We start from the raw sequence: 19,242 nt of genomic DNA on the forward strand, positions 1-19,242 counted from the left end.
ATTGATTATTAGCGGGTTAGGGTACAGAAAGCGTCGTCATTCACCTAATGGGAATTTTCCACAATTGGGGGCAGGGTTTTGGGGCCAGGGTGATGGCCCCGGGGTGTTCGGTCAGTGCACGTGGCCGTGAGCGATTTCTTCCTCGCTCGCTTCGCGCACGGAGACGACTTCGACATCAAAGTTCAACTCAACACCCGCCAGCGGGTGGTTGCCATCAATGATGATCTCGTCGCCGTTAACTTCCCTGACCACGATGCGACGGGCCTGGCCGTCGGAACCCTGGGCCTCGAAAGCCATGCCGGGTTCAATCTGGTCGATACCCTGGAAGGCTTCGCGGGGCACGGTCTCTATCAGCTGGGGGTGAACCTCGCCGTAGCCTTCTTCGGGGGCGATGGCCACCTGCAGCGTCGCGCCCGCAGTCTTACCCACCAGGGCGTTTTCCAGCCCCGGGATAATATTGCCGGCGCCGTGCAGGTAGGCAAGGGGTTCAGCTCCCTCTGAGCTGTCGATGATTGCACCGCTGTTATCGGTGAGTTTGTAGTGAATTGTGACAACGGCCTTGTCGCCAATCAGCAGGGACATGTGGGGGCTCCTGGTTTTCAACGGCGCCAACGGGATAGCGCCATATTCGTGAATGTGTCGCCATCGTTAACAGACGGCGCCTTGCTGGCAGGGGCGATTACTTATGAAAAACAGGAAGAGGAACGATGTCGCTGTACGTCAGTGCAGAACATAAATAGATTGTTGGCTGCCGAGCAGAAAAGGCAGTATAAAGCTCCTGCCAGCGAGGTCAACGTGGGCGGCGGGAGAAAAGTCGTTGGGCCTGGCGGCAAATACCACGTATGGTGGCAGTTCTTTCCTTGTTGCGGAGTGGCCTGCGCCATCAGCAATCCCCCGGGTGACCCTGCCCGCCCCATGCGCCTGCGCTACCAGACGGTTGAGTTCGGCAATCTGGATATTCACCTCTGCTCCCTCCGCGACACCCAGCAGTTTGGCGACGACGAGGGTCGCGCTGAGGCGGCCGGCGTGCCTGAGGCCCACTGGTCGCTGTTCGGTGTACTTTGGGCCTCGGGCCAGGTACTGGCCAATGTCATGCTGGACTTTGATGTGGCAGGCAAGCGCATCCTTGAGCTGGGCTGTGGCACGGCCCTGGCCAGTCTGTTGCTCAATAAACAGCAACAGGATATTACCGCCACCGACTACCACCCGGATGTGGAAAGCTTGCTGGAACGCAACGCTTGTCTCAATGGCGATCCCAGCATTCCTTTCCAGCAAGCTGCCTGGGAAGACGGGGTCAGCGTCATGGGGCGTTTCGACCTGATCATTGGCAGCGACGTACTGTACGAGGATGAAAGCGTCCAGTTACTGGTCGAGTTCATTGAGGCCCACGCCGAGCCAAGCTGTGAAGTGGTGATTGTAGATCCCGGTCGCGGCCGGGTGGGGCGCTTCAACCGCCAGATGGCGGCCTATGGCTTCAGCTGTGAGCAACAGCAGGTCACCGGGAACGCCCAGATCGGCGAGGCTTACCGCGGGCGTATACTCCGTTACCAACGGAGCTGATTACAGGCAGTAGCGCCCGATGAATTGCTCCAGCAGGTCGATGGCGGGCTGGATCTGGTTCAATGGCATGAATTCGTCGGGCTGGTGGGCCTGGTCGATCGAGCCCGGCCCCATGACGATGGTCTCCATCCCCAGCTGTTGCAGGAACGGCGCTTCAGTGGCGAAGGCCACGGCAATCGCCGGGTGCCCGGTCAGTTTTTCGGCCAGTTGAACCAGCTCACTGTCGGCACCCTGCTCGAAGGGTGACACATCCTGGATCAGTGAACGCATTTCGATATCCAGGCCCCGATCCCGGCCGATTTGCAGCAACCGGTCGCGAATATCCTCCCGGACCTCGCCATTATCGCCAGCCGGAGTCATTCTCAGGTCGAAGTGCAGTTCACTCTGGCCACAGATCCGGTTGGGGCTGTCGCCGCCGTGAATACAGCCAAGGTTCAGTGTGGGGTAGGCCACTTCAAACAGCGGGTTGCTGTAACGCTCCGCCATCACTTGCCTGAATGCCATCAGGTCGCCCATAACGGCGTGCATACCCTCCAGGGCGCTGTTCCCCAGGGAGGGGTTCGATGAGTGCCCGGCCTGGCCATTGATGTGGACCGCCTCCATCATGATGCCCTTGTGCATGCGCACCGGTACCAGCGAGGTCGGTTCACCGATAATCGCCGCCCTGGCTTTGGGGTAGCCCGCCTCCGCCAGTGCCCGGGCACCGTTCATGGAGCTTTCCTCGTCGGCGGTGGCCAGGATGATCAGCGGCTGCTGCAGAGCCACCTCGCGGAATCTCGCGGCAGCAGCCATCGCCACCGGGAAAAACCCTTTCATATCGGTACTGCCCAGGCCATAGAGCCGGTTGTCTCGCTCGCAGAGTCCCAGCGGATTGCTCTGCCAGCGGCCCTCGTCGTAGGGCACCGTGTCGGTGTGCCCTGACAATACCAGCCCGCCGGGTCCTGAACCCCGGGTGGCTATCAGGTTGGCTTTGCTGCCATCCTCGTTGACGGCCTGGATCTCGGTGCGAAAGCCCATATCGGCGAGCCAGCTGGCCAGCAGGTCGATCACCACCCGGTTGCCCTGGTCCCAGCCGGGGTCGGTGGAGCTGACCGAGGGGGTACTGACCAGTTGCCCCAGTTGCTCAATAACGCGCTGTTCTGTTGTCGGCATTCCCGTTCCGGTTGTCAGGCAGTGGCTGGGCAGTGTCGGACCGGGAGGCCGGGCCGGCAACTGCTGTGCGGATTGCTGCCGGGAAGTGTAGCGGTTGCAGCGGCACTCCGCGACCGGCGTTTTCCGGCCCGGAGTACCCGGTCGGGATCAGGTGCCGAATATTCCCTTGAACACGAAGAAGAACAGGATGGCCAGACCGGCTCCAGCAGGCAGGGTGATTAACCAGCTCATGAAAATGGTGCCGATGACACGCAGGTTAAGGGCGGCGATGCCGCGGGCAAAGCCCACCCCGAGTACCGCACCTACCAGGGTGTGGGTGGTGGAAATGGGCAGGCCGGTGGCCGACGCCAGCACCACGGTGGAGGCGGCACCCAGTTCGGCGGCAAAACCGCGACTGGGCGTCAGCTCGGTGATCTTGCGACCTACCGTGGTGATGACTTTCCAGCCATAGGTCGCCAGGCCCACCACGATACCGACGCCACCTACCATCAGGATCCACCAGGGCATTACCGATTTAGCGGCGATTTCGCCGCCGGACTGCACGGTGCTGACAATGGCCGCCAGCGGGCCGACGGCGTTGGCCACATCATTGGAACCGTGGGCGAACGCCATGGAACAGGCGGTGAATACCATCAGCACGGCGAACACCCGTTCGACGCTGTCGAAGCGATTTTCCAGGTCGTGATGGTGGTCATCCTTGATATTGCGTAACAGCAGGGCGCCCAGGCCGGCCACGGCCAGTCCCATCAGTGCGGAGATCGGCAGCGCATTGGCAAACTTGCTACCCAGTCCGAGGTCGATATCCAGGCCGACATGCTTCAAGCCCTTGAGCAGGGTGACCATGGAGATCATGAAGCCCACCATCCACATGTAAACCGGAATGAATTTCTTGGCCCGGTGGAAGGGGTCCTCGGTATCCAGGATGAATATCTTGACGCTCATGAACAGGCCAAAGGAAATGCTGCCTGCCAGCACCGGCGATACCACCCAGGAGGCGACAATGCCACCCACTTTGCCCCAGTGTATGGCGTCCACCGAGATACCCACCGCGGCAAAGCCGACAATGGCACCCACAATGGAGTGCGTCGTGGAGACCGGCCATCCCTTGAGGCTGGCAATCAGCAGCCAGGTGCCTGCGGCCAGCAGTGCCGACATCATGCCGTAGACCATGAGCTCGGGATTTCCTTCCATCACCGCCGGGTCGATAATGCCCTTGCGGATGGTCGAGGTGACCTCGCCGCCGGCCAGGTAGGCCCCGAGGAACTCGAAGACCATGGCAATAAGGATCGCCTGCTTGATGGTCAGGGCGCGGGAGCCCACCGACGTGCCCATGGCATTGGCCACATCGTTGGCACCGATACCCCAGGCCATGAAAAACCCGAAGAGGCAGGCCATAATCAGGAAGACACTGCCGTATTGCGCGATAATTTCCATGCTGTGCTCTCTTGTTATTTGGCCAGCAGGACTTGCAGGCGGTCACCGACTTTTTCTGCGCAGTCGGCGAGGGTCCCAAGCAGGGCGGTTGCGCGGTAGTAGAACATCACGTCTACCGGCGGCAGTTCCGCTTCCAGCTTGAATAATTTGCGCCGCAGGTTGAACTGCTGTTTGTCGGTGCGGCGCTCCAGTTTGTCCAGCTCCTTGATCATCGCTTCCACGCGTTTGACCTCGCGGCCGCTGAAGCCTACTTCCAGCAGGTTGTCCAGCAGCTGGATGGACGCCAGCGCCTGGCCGCAACAGCCAACGCTGGTTTCGGTCAACTCCAGCACCGCGGGAAGAATTTTTTCCGGGAACTGCATATCCCTGCCCATGACGATACTGGCGAAGTCCTCGGCGGTGTTGGCGACCTGGTCCTGGATGCTGACCAGGGTCAGCAGATCCGAGCGTGGTACCGGCAGGAACAGGCTCTTGGGCAGGTGCCGGCGCACGTTGCGCTTGATCTTGTCGGCTTCGCCTTCGGCGTCCCGGATTGCTTTGTGGATTTCCCTGGCACGGTCCCAGTCACCATCCGCGGTGGCCTGCACCAGCTCCGGCAGGTGTTCGGCCGCCTCAAAGGCGACCTGCATGTGCTCTTGGATGGGACCTATGGGCGATCGCCCAAAAAGGCTTCCCAGCGGGTTACTGCTGGCCATGGAGTGGTCTCCGGGTTGCGGGGGGGTTTTTGCGAAGTATATGAAGAAAGCGGCCCGCTGTCATAAAAACGTCAGGAATCTGTCATCATGATCATCGAGACACCCCGGGCGGGGCGCTGTGCTAGCATTGGCTTCGGCGCTGGAGGGGGCAGAAATCCGCTACCAGGAAAATAACAGGAAAAGGCACAATGGCGACAAATTTCGGTGAGCAGGTAATGGAGCACCGCCTTGAGTTGGCCCCCCTGGCCAGGCAGCTGCGTGACGATGGTCGCCTGTCAGATGCCGATATGCAGCGGATCAGCAGCAATGCCCGGGTCAAGGTGCACCCGTTGATCTACCTGGCGGAACAGAAACTGCAGGACCAGGCCCATCCCGGCAGACTGCTGGATATGGACGGCCTGCTGGCCTGGCTCAGCGAGGGCAGCGGGCAGGCGGTCTACCTGATCGACCCCCTGAAAATCAACGTCACCGCAGTAGCCGAGGTCATGTCCCAGGCTTTCGCCGAGCGCCACCGCATACTGGCGGTGGAGGTGCGTGAGGACGAGGTATGGATAGCCTCTGCAGAGCCTTATATTCGCTCCTGGGAAAGCAACCTGGAGCACGTCCTGCGCAAGCGCATTCGCCGGGTACTGGCAGATCCGCGGGATATAGCCCGCCACACTGCCGAATTTTATACCATGGCCGGCTCCGTCCGCGGGGCGCGCGGAAGCGATCGGCTGGAGAGGCGTCCGGGTACGTCCAACCTGGAGCAGATGCTGGAGCTGGGTTCCATGAAGGAGCCCGATGCCAATGACCAGCACATCGTCAATATCGTCGACTGGTTATTGCAATACGCCTTCGAACAGCGGGCCAGCGATATCCACATCGAGCCGCGCCGCGATGTGGGTAACGTACGCTTTCGCATCGATGGGGTTTTGCACAGTGTCTATGAACTGCCACAGCAGGTCAGTGCAGCGGTGTCCAGCCGCATCAAGATTCTGGGACGCATGGATGTGGCGGAGAAGCGTCGGCCGCAGGATGGCCGGCTGAAAACCCGCAGTCCAGAGGGCAACGAGGTGGAGCTGCGACTGGCGACCCTGCCGACCGCCTTCGGCGAAAAGCTGGTGATGCGCATCTTCGATCCGGATGTCTTGCAGAAAAGCTTCGAGCAGCTGGGTCTGGCGGAGGAGGACCTGGCCCGCTGGGACCATATGACCAGTATGGGCAACGGCATTGTGCTGGTCACCGGACCTACCGGGTCCGGCAAGACCACGACCCTGTATTCCACCCTGCGTCAGTTGGCCACCGAGGAGGTCAATGTCTGCACCATTGAGGATCCTATCGAAATGATGGAGGAATCCTTCAACCAGATGCAGGTCAACCACGGCATCAAACTGGACTTTGCATCCGGCGTGCGGGCGTTGATGCGCCAGGACCCCGACATCATCATGATCGGCGAGATCCGTGACCTGGAAACGGCAAACATGGCAGTGCAGGCCGCGCTCACCGGCCACCTGGTTCTGTCCACTCTGCATACCAATGACTCCCCCAGCTCCATATCGCGGATGCTGGAACTCGGCGTACCTGCCTACCTGATCAAGGCCACCGTTCGCGGCATCATGTCCCAGCGGCTGGTGCGAATACTGTGTGAACACTGTAAAACCTGGGAGCCCCTGGAGCGGGATGCCTGGCAACAGCTGACCGCGCCATTTGAGCTCGCCGCGCCGGAGAAAGTCGCCAGGCCGGTGGGCTGCAAGGAGTGTCGCGACACCGGCTACCGGGGGCGCCAGGGAATCTATGAGGTGCTGGTCAACAGCCCGCGGCTACAGCAGGAAATTCACTCCCAGCTGGAAACAGCCAGGATCCGTGAAATCGCCATGAACGAGGGCATGAAAACCCTTCGCCTGTCCGGTGCCGGCCGGGTGGCTCGCGGCCAGACCACGATTGAAGAGGTGATGCGGGTGGCACCGGTGCTGGATACCTGAGACGGGAAATCTATGAGCCTTTCAACCGAACACCTGCCCGACGTATTGGCACCACAGGCGGTCCTCGCCTGGGAGCGTATTCTCGAGCAGGCGGGCCCCCAAGAGGGCGGGGCGCTACAGGACGCGATCACCGATCCGCTGGTGGCCAGCCAGCTGGCAACCGTGCTGGCCTGCAGTCCTTTCATCGCCGGCTTGGGCCGGCGTAAACCGGACCTGCTACTGGCGCTGCTGACTGACGGCAGCCTGCAACAAAGCCTGCCCGAGGCCACCTTTCGCCAGCAACTGCAGGCAGCCCTGGACGTGCCGGGTACAGAACTGGGCCCGGAGCTGCGCCGGTTCCGGCAGCGACACATGTTGCGAATTGTCTGGCGCGATTTCTGCCGGCTGGCGGACACCCTTGAAACCGTGCGCGACACCTCCCTGCTGGCGGAGGCCTGCATCGATGTCGCCCTGGCGCACATACAGGCAGGCCTGCAACAGCGCTTCGGTCGGCCTGTCGGTCGGCAAAGCGGCCAGCCTCAGCAGCTGATCGTGCTGGCCATGGGTAAGCTGGGTGCGCGCGAACTCAACGTGTCTTCGGATATCGACCTGATCTTCGCCTTTCCGGAGGCGGGCTACACCGACGGTGAAAAGCGCCAGATCAGTAATGAGGAATTTTTCACCCGGGTGGGCCAGGGCCTCATAACCGCCCTGGACCAGGTTACCCCGGAGGGATTCGTGTTCCGCGTGGATATGCGCCTGCGGCCCTACGGGGAGAGCGGGGCACTGGTGCACAACTTCAATGCCCTGGAAGAGTACTACCAGGAACAGGGCCGGGACTGGGAGCGCTATGCCCTGATCAAGGCCCGGCCTGTCAGCGGCGACCCTCGGCTGGCAGAACAGTTGATGCAGCGACTGCGGCCCTTTGTCTACCGCCGCTACGTTGACTTCGGGGTGATTGAAAGCCTACGGGGCATGAAGCAGATGATCAGCGCCGAGGTGCGCCGCAGAGGGCTGGATGACAATGTAAAGCTGGGTCACGGCGGTATTCGCGAGGTCGAATTCATTGCCCAGTGTTTCCAGCTGATTCGCGGCGGCCGGGACCTCGGGTTGCAACAGCGAGAGTTGCTGGCGGTGCTGGAAGAGTGCGTGAGCCTCGGCTGCCTGCCCCGCCAGGTGGTCGACGAATTGCGCTCCGCCTACCTGTTCCTGCGCGACAGTGAACACGCCATCCAGGGCTATCAGGACAAACAGACCCAGAAATTGCCGGTGGATGACATTCCCCGCCAGGCCATGGCCCATGTCATGGGCTTTGCCAGCTGGGACGAGTATGAGCCGGCCCTGCGTGCCCATCGCCAGTGTGTCTCCAGGCATTTTTCCGACTTGATTGCGCCACCGGAAGAAGAGCAGACGGCTGCTGAGGCTCTCGATCATGTCGGCCTGTGGGCGGAGGATATGGACGTCCAGGTATTGGCGGAACTGGGCTATGAAGACCCGGAAAAGAGCCTGCAATTGTTGCAGGACTTCCGCGGCAGTACCCGGGTCGTTTCACTGCAGGCCGAGGGTCGGGAGCGACTGGACCAGTTCATGCCATTGCTGCTGCGCGCCTGCGCGGAGGTCGAGCAACCGGGGCTGGCGCTGCAACGGATACTGCCGCTGGTGATTGCAGTGGTGCGGCGCAGCGCCTATCTGGTGCTGTTGGTAGAGAATCCGCCGGCCCTGGCGGAACTGGTTTCCCTCTGTAGTGCCAGCCCCTGGATTGCCGACCTGATGTCCCGGCACCCGGTGCTGCTGGACGAGCTGCTGGACCGGGCCAGTCTTTACACGGCACCGGACAAAGAGGTTTTGCAGCAGGAGTTGACGCAACAGGTAGCGAGGCTGGCGACCGATGACCTGGAAGCGCAAATGGAGGCCCTGCGCTACTTCAAGGCCTCGCAGGTGTTGCGGGTGGCGGCCAGTGAAATCGCCGGGCGCCTGCCGGTAATGAAAGTGAGCGACAACCTCACCTGGATTGCCGAGGTCATTCTCGAGCAGGTGCTGGCGGTGGCCTGGGCGGACCTGGCCCGCAAGTATGGCGAGCCACAGCGCGAGGGTGAGGGCTATGGCTTCGCCGTATTTGGCTATGGCAAGCTCGGCGGCATCGAACTGGGGTACGGCTCCGACCTGGACCTGGTGTTTGTGCAGGATGGCGCCCGTGGTTCCACCGATGGTGAACGTGGTATCGACAACACGGTTTTCTACATGCGCCTGGGGCAGCGCATGATCCACATACTCGAAGCCCGGATGTCGTTGGGGCAGCTCTACGAGGTGGATATGCGTTTGCGGCCCGACGGCGATTCCGGTTCGCTGGTGCCCGGCGTCGAAGGGTTCGCCAACTACCAGCGGAACAATGCCTGGACCTGGGAACACCAGGCGCTGGTTCGCGCCCGCTTCGCCGCCGGCGACCCCGGGGTGGCCTGCCGGGTAGAGCAGGTGCGCGAGGAGGTCCTGTGCCGGAAACGCGACACTCACGAACTGGCGGCAGAGGTGGTCAGGATGCGGCGCCGCATGCGGGAACACCTGCTGCCGCGGGAAGGGGACGATCGTTTCCACCTGAAGCAGGGAACCGGCGGTATGGTGGATATCGAGTTCATGGTGCAGTACGCGGTCCTGGCCTGGGCCAACAGTACGCCGGAATTGGCCCGGTGGTCGGATAATGTGCGCATACTGGAAGTGCTGGGCAGGGAGGGGCTGCTGAGTCGTGACGAGGCCGCATTATTGACGCGGGCCTATCTGGAGTATCGCGGGGTCGCCCACCAGCTGGCCCTGCAGCAGCAGCCGGGGGAAGTGGCCGGTAACCTGTTTGCCAGCGAGCGGGCCCAGGTAAGCGCGCAATGGCAGGCGCTGCTGGGTGTTGCTGAAAAGGAAGCGGCTCAGCCGTGACGGAAGCCGGTCAGAAAGTGTTGGTCGTGGGTCCCTCCTGGGTGGGGGACATGGTCATGTCACAGGTGCTCTACCGGCTGCTCCAGCAAACTCGTGAAGGGGTGTCCATCGATGTTGTGGCGCCGGCCTGGAGTGAGCCGATACTGGCACGCATGCCGGAGGTCAACCGGGCCATTACCAAGCCCATCGGTCACGGCGAACCGGCCCTGGGTCGCCGCTGGAAGCTGGGCCGGGCCCTGCGCAGCGAGGGCTATGGGCAGGCCATTCTATTACCCAATTCCTTCAAGAGCGCGCTGCTGCCCCTGTTTGCCGGTATCCCCAGGCGCACCGGCTGGCGCGGCGAATTCCGTTATGGCCTGCTCAATGACCTGCGCGTACTCGACCAACAAACCTATCCGTTGATGGTGGAGCAGTTCGCTGCCCTGGGCCTTGAGCCCGGGGCACCCCTGCCGGCACAGTTGCCGCCACCGCGACTGGTGGTGGATCCGGCCCAGGTCGCCGGATGCCGGGAGAAATTCCTGCGCCAGAGCGATCGCCCCCTGTTGGCGCTGTGCCCGGGAGCCGAGTTTGGCTGGGCCAAGCGCTGGCCGACGCAGCACTATGCCGAACTGGCCCGGCACTATCTCGACCAGGGCTGGCAAGTGGTGTTGTTTGGTTCCGCCAACGACCAGCCGGTGACGGCAGAGATCCTCGCAGCCTGCGGCGATAGTGACCGTTGCCTGGACCTGGCGGGCAAGACGACGCTGGCGGAGGCGGTCGATATGCTGTCCCTGGCCACCGCCGTGGTCAGCAATGACTCGGGGCTGATGCACATCGCCGCGGCGCTGTCACGGCCGCTGGTCGTGGTGTACGGTCCTACTTCGCCGGGGTTCACCCCGCCGCTCAATGTCAACAGCGATGTCGTGGTCAGTGACATCGATTGCGCCCCCTGTTTCCAACGCGAATGCCCGCTGCAGCACCATCGTTGCATGCGCGACACCCCGGCGTCCCTGCTTGCTGCTAAACTGGACGCCCTGTTGAACAGCAACCTCGAGGACTGATGCACGTCCTGCTTGTCAAAATGTCGTCCCTGGGAGACGTGGTCCACACGTTGCCGGCTCTTACCGATGCTGCGGCGAATGTGCCGGGTATTCGATTTGACTGGGTGGTAGAAGAGGCTTTTGCTGAGATTCCCGCCTGGCACCCGGCGGTGGACAAGGTGATTCCCATCGCTCTGCGGCGCTGGCGCAAGCACCCCCTGCGCGACTTTACCGGACCCGAGTGGCGCGATTGTCGCAACCAGTTGCGGCGCAGTCACTACGACGCGGTGATCGACGCCCAGGGGCTGCTCAAAAGCGCCCTGGTGTCACGCCTGGTAAAGGCCCCGGTCTACGGCATGGACAAACACTCGGCCAGAGAGCGCCTCGCCTCTGCGGCTTACCATCACAAAATCCCGGTCGCCCGCGACATGCACGCCGTGGAGCGCACCCGCACCCTGTTCGCCCGGGCCCTGAATTACCGGCTGCCTGCCAGCCGGGGGGACTACGGTGTTCGGGATAACCTGGTACGGGGTAAGACCACGCACACCCGGGGGCTGCTGTTTTTTCACGGCACTGCCCGGGCGGAAAAACTGTGGCCGGAGGATCACTGGATTGAGCTGGCAAGACTGGCCGGGGCCGCAGATTATCCCGTGTGGTTGCCCTGGGGCAGCGAGGTGGAAAAGGCCCGCGCCGAGCGCATCGCCGAGGGTTGCGAGAGCGCCAGTGTACTGCCGCGGCTGGACCTGATGGGCATGGCCGGCCTGTTGCTGGAAGTGGACGGTGCCGTCGCTGTCGATACCGGACTGGGCCATCTCGCTGCGGCGCTGGATGTGCCAACGGTGTCCCTGTATGGCCCCACCAGCACCCGTCTGGTCGGTGCCTATGGCAAGAACCAGGTACACATCCAGTCTCGCTTGGGCGCCGACGATACCAGCGACCCGCTGGCCATGATGAGTTCCATCACGCCCGGGCAGGTGTGGTCTGAACTGCAGCCGCTTGTCGCCGGTGGTGGCTGAGCATGCAGCTCGCGTTCCTGCTGTACAAGTATTTCCCTTATGGTGGCATGCAGCGCGATTTCCGTCGCTTTGTGGAAGAGGTACAGAAACGGGGCCACCATTGTCGAGTCTATTACATCAGCTGGCAGGGAGAGGAGATTCCCGGCGCTGAACTGCGCCGCGTTCCGGTTTCTGCCCGCAGTAACCACCGGAGAAACGAATTGTTCTCCGCCTGGGTGAGCACAGACCTGGCAGCAGACCCGGTAGACGGCGTGGTCGGTTTCAACAAGATGCCCGGGCTTGACGTGTACTATGCCGCCGACTCCTGTTACCTGGACAAGGCCTATCGTGAACGGGGCAGACTGTATCGGCGGGGGGGGCGCTTCCGCCACTTTGCAGCCTATGAAGCAGCGGTATTCGGCCGGGACTCGACGACCGACATCCTGTTGATATCCGCCACCGAGCAGGCCAAGTTCGAGCACTATTACAGGACGCCGGCCGAACGCATGCACATGCTGCCGCCCGGTATCTCCCGCGATCGTTGCGCCGGCGCCGATGCGCAGCAGCGCCGCAGGGCGAAACGTGAGTCACTGGACGTGGCCCACGGTGAACAGGTGCTGCTCTTTGTCGGCTCGGGTTTTATCAAGAAGGGGCTGGACCGGGCCATTCGTGCGCTCGCCAATGTCCGCGAGCAACAACCCCACCAGCGTATTCGCCTGCTGGTAGTCGGCCAGGACAAGGAGCGGCGCTTCCGCCGCCTGGCAAAAAAACTGGGGGTCGGCGAACGGGTCCACTTCCTGGGCGGGCGCGATGACGTTGCCGACCTGCTGCTGGCCGCCGACTGCCTCGTGCACCCGGCGCTGGACGAGGCGGCGGGCATTGTATTGCTCGAAGCGTTAGTGGCAGGCCTGCCGGTTATCTGTACCGATGTCTGTGGTTACGCCCACCACATTGCCGCCGCCAAGGCCGGCATGGTGCTGCGCAGTCCCTTCCTGCAGGACGACCTTAATGCCGCGGTGTTGCGGTCTCTCGATGGCGTTTACCGTTCCCAGTGCCGGGAAACCGGCCTGGCCTACGCCCGCCTGACTGACCTCTATTCCATGCACAGCACCGGCGCCGAATTGATTGAAACCCTGATCGCCCGCAAGCGGAATGCCGGTCATGGCTGAGTGCTATCTGCGGGAAGACCTGGCCAGTGGTGAGCAGGCCCTGGAAGCCGACCCGCGGGCCTTGCTGGCCTGGTCCCGGGGGCTGGCCGACAACGCGGCCCCGGGCGATGTCTATCGCAACAAGGAAGGCCGCAAAACCCTGCGCTTTGACTGGCGGGGCCGCTCCTGGTTTCTCAAGTTGCACAGTGGTATCGGCTGGCGCGAGATAGCCAAAAACCTGTTGCAGGGCCGCTTGCCGGTGCTGGGTGCCAGCAATGAATTTCGCGCGGTAAAAGCACTGGAGGCGCTGGGGGTGGATACCATGGCAGTCGGTGCCTATGCCAGCCTCGGTCGCGACCCCGCCGCTATCCAGTCGATGATCGTCACCGAGGACCTGGTGGGAACGGTGAGCCTGGAAGACTATTGCGAACACTGGGCGCAGCGCCCCCCGCTGTTTGCCATACGGCTGCGGCTGTTGTGCAAGCTGGCTGACAGTGCCGGACGCATGCACCGGGCGGGCATCAACCACCGGGACTTTTACATCTGCCACTTCCACCTGGATGAAAGTACCCTGCAGCAACCCAGCCCGCGTTGCTATGTCATTGACCTGCACCGCGCCCAGATCCGTCGCCGTACCCCCCGTCGCTGGTTGGTGAAGGACCTCGCCGGGCTCTATTTTTCGGCCATGGACTGCGGCCTGCAGCGGCGCGATCTGTTGCGCTTTATGTCACGCTATACCGAGGGCGGACTGCGGGTTGCACTGGGTCGCGACCGGGCCTTGTGGCAAGCCGTGGAGCAGCGGGCGGAACGGCTTTATCGTCGCGAGCATGGCCGGCAGCCTCCGGAGCCTGGCCGGTGACAATGAGGCTGCTGCGGGGAGGCGAGTGGGCCAGCGAATTGCAGAATCACCTGCCGCTGCAAGCGCTGGACCAGTGGATGAGGCAGCGTTGCCTGGTGGTGAAAAGCGACCGGCACAGCCTGGTTGCTCTTGGCGAACTACAGCAAAAGTACTGTTACCTGAAGCTCTACCAGCCCAAGTACCTACTGCAGCAACTGGTCTTTCGCCTGGGTCGCGGGAGAGCTGTTCAGGCCTACGACCATGCCCTGCGACTGGCCGCCAGCAACATACCCGTGCCCCAGCCCCTGGCCTGTATGCAGGTGGACGGGGGTGTATTGTTGGTCACCGAAGGAATGGAGCGGGCGCGGGACCTGAAAAGCTGCTGGCAGGACAAGGGTTCAATGGTGCCCCAGTTGTCAGCGGCCGCCGAGTCCCTGGCAAGTTTGCACCGTGGCGGATTTGCCCACGGGGACAGCAAGTGGAGCAACCTGCTGTGGAGCGACAATCGCGTTTACCTGGTTGACCTGGAAGCGGTTCAGGCCTGCAGGCCTGGCAGCGCAGCCCAGTGGCGTGACCTGGCCAGGTTTACGGTAAACGCCGAAGACCTGGCACTGCCGTCAGCGGATTACGAGGCGTTCCTGGCAAGCTACTGCCAGCACAGGGACATTGGTCGGGCGGCTGTGCTCGCGGCGATACAGCAACCGGTCAAACGCCTGCGCCGGCGCCACCGCCGCAAATATGGTGAGCGTGGTAAGCGACTGGTCTAGGAGCAGCGCTGGCGCAGGTAGCGTCGCGATTTGAAAAAGACCCGCACGTTTCGCTCCCAGTCTTTCAGGTAGGGTTTACGCTCGGGGTAGCGGCAGGGGTAGAGTACCGGCTGCACGCCCTCGAGCACGGATGTCCACTGCTCATCGGGCTCATAGCCAAGTCGCTGCAGGTCCTGCGCCAGTTCAGGGTGATCCCGCAATTGCTGGGCGACTCGCGGCAAGTGTTGCCGCCACTTCTCCAGGCTCTCGCGATTGACCTCTCGCAGGCCGTTCATGGCGCGTTGGGATGCCTCTGATGGCCGCGCGTACTGGTGGAACTCGCTGAACAGATGTAACTGCTGCAGGAACTCGAAGCGCTGGCAGATCTGCCGCTGAACCGCATCCGCATCGTTTACCAGGTCCTCGTAACGCAGGCGCAGGAAGCGGGGATGTTGTTCATAGTCCTGGGCAGCCCGGTCGCACTCCCGCCAGACACGGTAGTTGCAGAAATACTCCTCCGGGTTCTGCCGATGTTTGCTGGTGATGACCGCCCGCGGGTCCCGGCCCATGTAGATTACGAACAGTTGTTCATCCCGCCCGAAGATGTGACTGAGCTGCCTGATGTCATTGGGCTGCTTGGTGAAGTAAATCTCTGCCTCTGCTTCTATTGGCTCGAAGATGCTGAGCTCATGTTCACAGTAACCGTCGCTGGCAAAACAAGTGGATACCAGTTCCATTAATAGCGTGGTACCGCTGCGGGGGCAGCCGACGATATGCAATCGCTTCACGAGCGGGTTCCCGGGTGTTTGATCCTGTGCATGGGCAGTCCTGCGGGAGTTGGTCTCATGCTATTCTAACGCCTTGGCCGCCCTGCCGTCTGCGTTGGTAGTGGCGCAAACTGACAGGGAGTACCCCGATGGGATTTTTGCAGGAAGGGGCGGGAAAATTCAGGTACTGGCATCGTACCCTGAGGGAGAGGCACCTGCGCCCCTATGTCTTCATTCACATCAACAAGACCGGCGGCAGCAGCATCGAGAAAGCCCTGGGCATTGGTCTTGACCACAGCACGGCGCTGGAAAAATATCGCCAGTTGGGCGCCGCCGCCTGGGCCAGGAAGTTCACCTTTACCATCGTCCGCAATCCCTGGGACAAGGTGGTCAGTCACTATCACTACCGGGTACGTACCAACCAGACGGGGCTGGGCGACAGGCCGATTCCCTTTGCCGAGTGGCTGCAGCGCGTTTATATCGACCGCGATCCCTTTTATTTTGACCAGCCGCGCATGTTCATGCCGCAGAAGCAATGGCTGGTTGACGAATCAGGGGAAATGCTGGTGGAGTTTATCGGTCGTTTTGAAAACCTGCAGCAGGACTTCGACAGCATTTGCCAGCGACTGCAGGTAGAAGCCAGCCTGGGTCACGCCAAGCCCTCCTCCCGTGGCAGTTACCGTGATTATTACGATGCGGAAAGCGAAGCCCTGGTGCGGGAATATTTTGCCCAGGACATCGAACTATTCGGCTACGCGTTCTAGCCTGCAGCCTAAACCAGACCTTTCCTGCGCAGGCGCCGGTGGGCCCAGCGGTAGGATTCTCTCGCCAGCAGTTTTGCCTCGGCCTCGTTGAGATGAGACATCTGCCGGCGCCAGCACTGGAAGAAACGCATCCGGTCCCGGTGGCTCAGATCATCGGGGCGCAACATGTTCAACTGCATAAGATTGCGCAGCACCTCCCTGCCTGCTGCCGGTGTACTGCGTCGGTTGCGTTCATTGTCGATCAGGTAGAACTGAAAATTGTCACCGTCCCTTTCTGCGAGCACGTTGCTGGTGCGCAGGTCGCCGTGGGTAAAGCCGGCGGCGTGCATACGTCCGATAAAGTCTCCCAACTGGCGTAGCAGCTGGCGTCTTAGCGCGAGGCTTTCACCTTCACGAGACACCAGTTCCTCGCGCAGCCAGCTGGTGACGCCTGTGCCGGGTACGGCGCTGCTGAACAGGTACTCCCGCCCTCCGGGCAATGACCCCCAGGCCAGGTTGACCGGCGTCTGGAAACCCGCATCCCGCAGCGCTTCGTTCTGCTCCCGGGCGCGGGTCGCCCGGCTGCCCCTGACCAGGGCCTTGATGCGTTCCAGGGGGCTGCGCGGCAGGAATTCCTTGTAGAACACCCCGGTGGACTCATCTGCCGCCACCCGGGCGTAGGCGGAGCTGCCAACCAGCGTCCAGCCTTCGGGGAGCTCATGGCGGCCCAGCACTTCAGCCAGGCGGGCATAGTGTTCCTGCTTGTCAGGGGTATTGGCCATGGCTGCAGCTATCGTTCGTCCCGGGGTGGGATAGTGGGTTGCGCTGAAACCCGAACCACCGACACCCGTCCCTTGTTGCCGCCGCCAAAACTGCGGGTTTCGCGAAGATTGTTGCTTGCCAGGAATTGCGACCAGCGCTGTTCTTGCTTCGGTTTCAGGTACATCACCATGTAGTCCCGATTGCGCCACAATCGCGGTGTATCGAGGATCTGGCCGAGGGCAAAGCGGCGGCCCTGTATGGCAACCCAGTCGAACTCGCGTTCGCTGAAGTAGGCAATGAACTTCTCGTTACTGACGACCGAAGCCTTGCTGTCGGTGTTCTGGGCTACCCAGCTGGCGGCTTCGGCGATAAACGCTTTCTGGTAATCGCTGTTGTGCAGGGTGTCTGCGCTCATGCCTGCCAGCAGGGCGATGGCCAGGACCTTTTTCCAGCCCCCGCTGTGCCACATGGCGCCGAGAACGAACGGCAGGTACAGCAGCGCGAAGATGACAACCTGCATGCCGTAGCGCTCCAGCATGAAGCGATTGATAAGCATGAAGATGGCCAGGTAGCTGCAGGCGATCAGCAGGTGGCCGAGCAGGAGGGTATTGTCGTCCCGGCGCAAGTGACGCAGCAGGCCGCCCCGGGCGCCCAGCACCAGGGTAATCAGCCAGGGCCAGGTCATTGCCCGGCAAAGGTTCAGCAGCAGTACAATCACCAGGCTGGCCGCGACCGCCCAGGCGGCGTCTTCGCGGGAGGTGAACTGCAGCAGTGGATCGGCCACCTCGGCCGTCAGCGCGCTGAAGGCTTGCGGGAAGCCGAGAAAGCCCTGCAGGTAGTAATGAATCGCGGGGAACAGGGGGCCTGAATCGGTCTGCTGGCTACGGTATACCAACAGGGCGGCAACCGTCAGGCCGAGGGTAATCAGCTGCGGCGTCAGCAGCAACAGACAGTGTTTTGCCCGCTGCTCGAGGTTGCGGGTAAACAGCAGGCAGAGGGGTGTGAACAGGGCGAAAAAGACGCCCTCAAAGCGGAACAGTGAGGCCAGCAGAATATAGAGAAACCAGCGCAGCCGGATAATCAGGCTGGGCTGTCTCGAGTACAGCAGAATTTCGCGAAACGCCAGCAGGACCAGTGCCCAGTAGGCCGGGTCGCGCATGATCGAGCTGCGTAAGTGGTTCAACAAGGGATGCGAAAGAACCACTACCGCGGCGATAATCTGCACGCTGTGATTGCCGCCGAGAATGCGCACACAGGCGACAAACCCGGTGCATAAGAAGGCGTAGGCGAGGGTAGTAATGACCAGCCCTGAATGCAGTACCGACAGACCACTGAGTTGATGCAGCCAGGCCATCAGCACCGCCAGGATCGGTCGCCCGTGGAGCTGTTGCGCCGCCGCCAGGCCGTCGGCCAGGTAGGCATCGGCGGAGCGCAGGTATATGATAGCGTCCCGATTGATCAGCGGATCCAGCCATATCAGCCAGCCGGACAGTAACAGGCTGGCGGCGAAAACCCATCGGTAATCGAGTTGGGGCAGGGCGGTGGCGGTGGGGTTTGCTTGCACGTGTAGGACTCTGTTGGCAGGCCCTAGTCTAGCGTTCCCTCCGCGGTCAGGCCAGTACACATCGGCGAGAGGAAATCCCATTGTCGCAAAAAATATTGATTACCGGAGCTGCCGGCCAGTTGGGGCGTGAGCTGCAACGCACCGCACCTGCCGGCGCCGAACTGTTGGCGGCCACCCGCGAGCGCCTGGACATCACCGATGCCGACCAGGTTCGCGCCTTCTTCAGCGCCCAGTCCCCGGATGTGGTGATCAATGCTGCCGCCTACACCGCTGTGGACAAGGCCGAGTCGGAGCCTGCCCAGGCGATGGCGGTTAACCGTGATGCCGCGGCAAACCTCGCCCGGGCCTGTGCCCAAAGCGGTACACGCATGCTGCACGTGTCCACCGACTTCGTGTTCGACGGCAAGGCGTGTACTCCCTATGCCCCTGATGCAGCGACCTCACCGCTGGGAGAGTACGGACGCAGCAAGCTCGCCGGTGAGGTGGCGGTCACCGGGGCCCTGCCAGGCGCGTTGGTCATGCGTACTGCCTGGGTTTACTCTGTTTTTGGCGGGAATTTTGTCAAAACCATGCTGCGCCTCATGGCCGACCGGGAGGAGCTCTCGGTGGTGGCAGACCAGGTGGGAACGCCGACCTGGGCCAGGGGCCTGGCCAGCGCCTTGTGGCAGGCGGTGGCACGGCCGGATCTCGAGGGGGTACACCACTGGACCGACGCCGGCGTCTGTAGCTGGTACGACTTTGCGGTAGCCATTGCCGAAGAGGGCGTCGAACTCAATCTGTTGCAACGAATGCCGGTCGTCCACCCGATTCCGGGTAGCGCCTATCCGACGCCAGCAAAGCGTCCGGCCTACAGTGTGCTGGACAAGGACAACACCTGGCAGGCGCTGGCGACGGAGGGCCTGCACTGGCGGGTTCAGTTGCGCGCCATGTTGCAGGAATTGAAGGAGTTATAAA

At 62.1% G+C, this 19,242-nt stretch carries 17 protein-coding genes; 10 read left to right on the forward strand and 7 right to left on the reverse strand.

The window, feature by feature from the left end; translation table 11 throughout:
• Positions 1-111: 111 nt before the first annotated feature.
• A complete protein-coding gene (locus E2F43_RS06280; RefSeq protein WP_133210667.1) occupies positions 112-582 on the reverse strand; it encodes an FKBP-type peptidyl-prolyl cis-trans isomerase in 471 nt (156 codons plus the stop codon).
• A 333-nt stretch (positions 583-915) separates the two neighbouring features.
• Here E2F43_RS06280 and E2F43_RS06285 point away from each other — a divergent pair, with 333 nt between their 5' ends.
• Entirely contained in the window at positions 916-1,560 is a 645-nt protein-coding gene (locus E2F43_RS06285; protein ID WP_133210669.1) for a class I SAM-dependent methyltransferase, read from the forward strand.
• Here the strand turns inward: E2F43_RS06285 and argE are convergent, their stop codons facing one another.
• The 3 genes from argE to E2F43_RS06300 all read right to left on the reverse strand — a co-directional run bounded on the left by argE (position 1,561) and on the right by E2F43_RS06300 (position 4,841).
• Entirely contained in the window at positions 1,561-2,712 is a 1,152-nt protein-coding gene (gene argE, locus E2F43_RS06290; protein WP_133210671.1) for an acetylornithine deacetylase, read from the reverse strand.
• Positions 2,713-2,859: 147 nt separating this feature from the next.
• Positions 2,860-4,146 carry an inorganic phosphate transporter gene (locus E2F43_RS06295; protein WP_133210673.1) on the reverse strand — a complete coding sequence of 429 codons (1,287 nt, stop codon included), beginning with the start codon at positions 4,144-4,146 and terminating at the stop codon, positions 2,860-2,862.
• Between the two features lie 14 nt (positions 4,147-4,160).
• Complete coding sequence (locus tag E2F43_RS06300) at positions 4,161-4,841, reverse strand: TIGR00153 family protein (RefSeq protein WP_133210675.1); 681 nt, start codon at positions 4,839-4,841, stop codon at positions 4,161-4,163.
• 188 nt (positions 4,842-5,029) lie between these two features.
• Between E2F43_RS06300 and tfpB the strand changes: the two genes are divergently transcribed.
• Genes tfpB through E2F43_RS06335 form a run of 7 tightly spaced genes read left to right on the forward strand, consistent with a single transcriptional unit; the run spans position 5,030 to position 14,473 of the window.
• The gene (tfpB, locus tag E2F43_RS06305; protein ID WP_133210677.1) at positions 5,030-6,805 is read left to right on the forward strand and encodes a type IV pilus assembly ATPase TfpB; all 1,776 of its coding nucleotides are present in this window, start codon (positions 5,030-5,032) and stop codon (positions 6,803-6,805) included.
• 12 nt (positions 6,806-6,817) lie between these two features.
• Entirely contained in the window at positions 6,818-9,706 is a 2,889-nt protein-coding gene (gene glnE, locus E2F43_RS06310) for a bifunctional [glutamate--ammonia ligase]-adenylyl-L-tyrosine phosphorylase/[glutamate--ammonia-ligase] adenylyltransferase (protein ID WP_133210679.1), read from the forward strand.
• Entirely contained in the window at positions 9,703-10,746 is a 1,044-nt protein-coding gene (gene waaF, locus E2F43_RS06315; protein WP_133210681.1) for a lipopolysaccharide heptosyltransferase II, read from the forward strand. Before glnE ends, waaF begins: the two co-directional genes overlap by 4 nt.
• Positions 10,746-11,741 carry a lipopolysaccharide heptosyltransferase I gene (gene waaC / locus E2F43_RS06320; RefSeq protein ID WP_165954206.1) on the forward strand — a complete coding sequence of 332 codons (996 nt, stop codon included), beginning with the start codon at positions 10,746-10,748 and terminating at the stop codon, positions 11,739-11,741. The genes waaF and waaC overlap by 1 nt, the downstream gene beginning before the upstream one ends.
• A 2-nt stretch (positions 11,742-11,743) precedes the next feature.
• Entirely contained in the window at positions 11,744-12,889 is a 1,146-nt protein-coding gene (locus tag E2F43_RS06325) for a glycosyltransferase family 4 protein (protein ID WP_133210683.1), read from the forward strand.
• Complete coding sequence (rfaP, locus tag E2F43_RS06330) at positions 12,882-13,727, forward strand: lipopolysaccharide core heptose(I) kinase RfaP (protein ID WP_133210685.1); 846 nt, start codon at positions 12,882-12,884, stop codon at positions 13,725-13,727. The genes E2F43_RS06325 and rfaP overlap by 8 nt, the downstream gene beginning before the upstream one ends.
• 2 nt (positions 13,728-13,729) lie before the next feature.
• Positions 13,730-14,473: a lipopolysaccharide kinase InaA family protein gene (locus E2F43_RS06335; RefSeq protein ID WP_238946792.1), complete on the forward strand. Its 744-nt coding sequence runs from the start codon at positions 13,730-13,732 to the stop codon at positions 14,471-14,473.
• Here E2F43_RS06335 and E2F43_RS06340 read toward each other — a convergent pair.
• Positions 14,470-15,240, reverse strand: a complete 771-nt coding sequence (locus tag E2F43_RS06340; RefSeq protein WP_133210689.1) for a sulfotransferase family protein — start codon at positions 15,238-15,240, stop codon at positions 14,470-14,472. The two genes, E2F43_RS06335 and E2F43_RS06340, sit on opposite strands and share 4 nt — an antisense overlap.
• Before the next feature lie 128 nt (positions 15,241-15,368).
• Between E2F43_RS06340 and E2F43_RS06345 the strand changes: the two genes are divergently transcribed.
• Entirely contained in the window at positions 15,369-15,983 is a 615-nt protein-coding gene (locus E2F43_RS06345) for a sulfotransferase family 2 domain-containing protein (RefSeq protein WP_238946762.1), read from the forward strand.
• A gap of 8 nt (positions 15,984-15,991) precedes the next feature.
• Here the strand turns inward: E2F43_RS06345 and E2F43_RS06350 are convergent, their stop codons facing one another.
• Both E2F43_RS06350 and E2F43_RS06355 read right to left on the reverse strand, forming a co-directional pair.
• On the reverse strand, positions 15,992-16,744 hold the full coding sequence (locus E2F43_RS06350; protein WP_133210691.1) for a lipopolysaccharide kinase InaA family protein: 753 nt from the start codon (positions 16,742-16,744) through the stop codon (positions 15,992-15,994).
• Positions 16,745-16,752: 8 nt separating this feature from the next.
• Positions 16,753-18,288 (reverse strand): hypothetical protein, encoded by a 1,536-nt coding sequence (locus E2F43_RS06355; RefSeq protein WP_133210693.1) that lies wholly within the window; start codon positions 18,286-18,288, stop codon positions 16,753-16,755.
• Between the two features lie 80 nt (positions 18,289-18,368).
• Here E2F43_RS06355 and rfbD point away from each other — a divergent pair, with 80 nt between their 5' ends.
• The gene (gene rfbD, locus E2F43_RS06360; RefSeq protein WP_133210695.1) at positions 18,369-19,241 is read left to right on the forward strand and encodes a dTDP-4-dehydrorhamnose reductase; all 873 of its coding nucleotides are present in this window, start codon (positions 18,369-18,371) and stop codon (positions 19,239-19,241) included.
• The last annotated feature ends 1 nt before the right edge of the window (position 19,242 follow it).

It is taken from the genome of Seongchinamella unica, assembly GCF_004354085.1.
Classification (GTDB): Bacteria; Pseudomonadota; Gammaproteobacteria; order Pseudomonadales; family Halieaceae; genus Halioglobus; species Halioglobus unicus.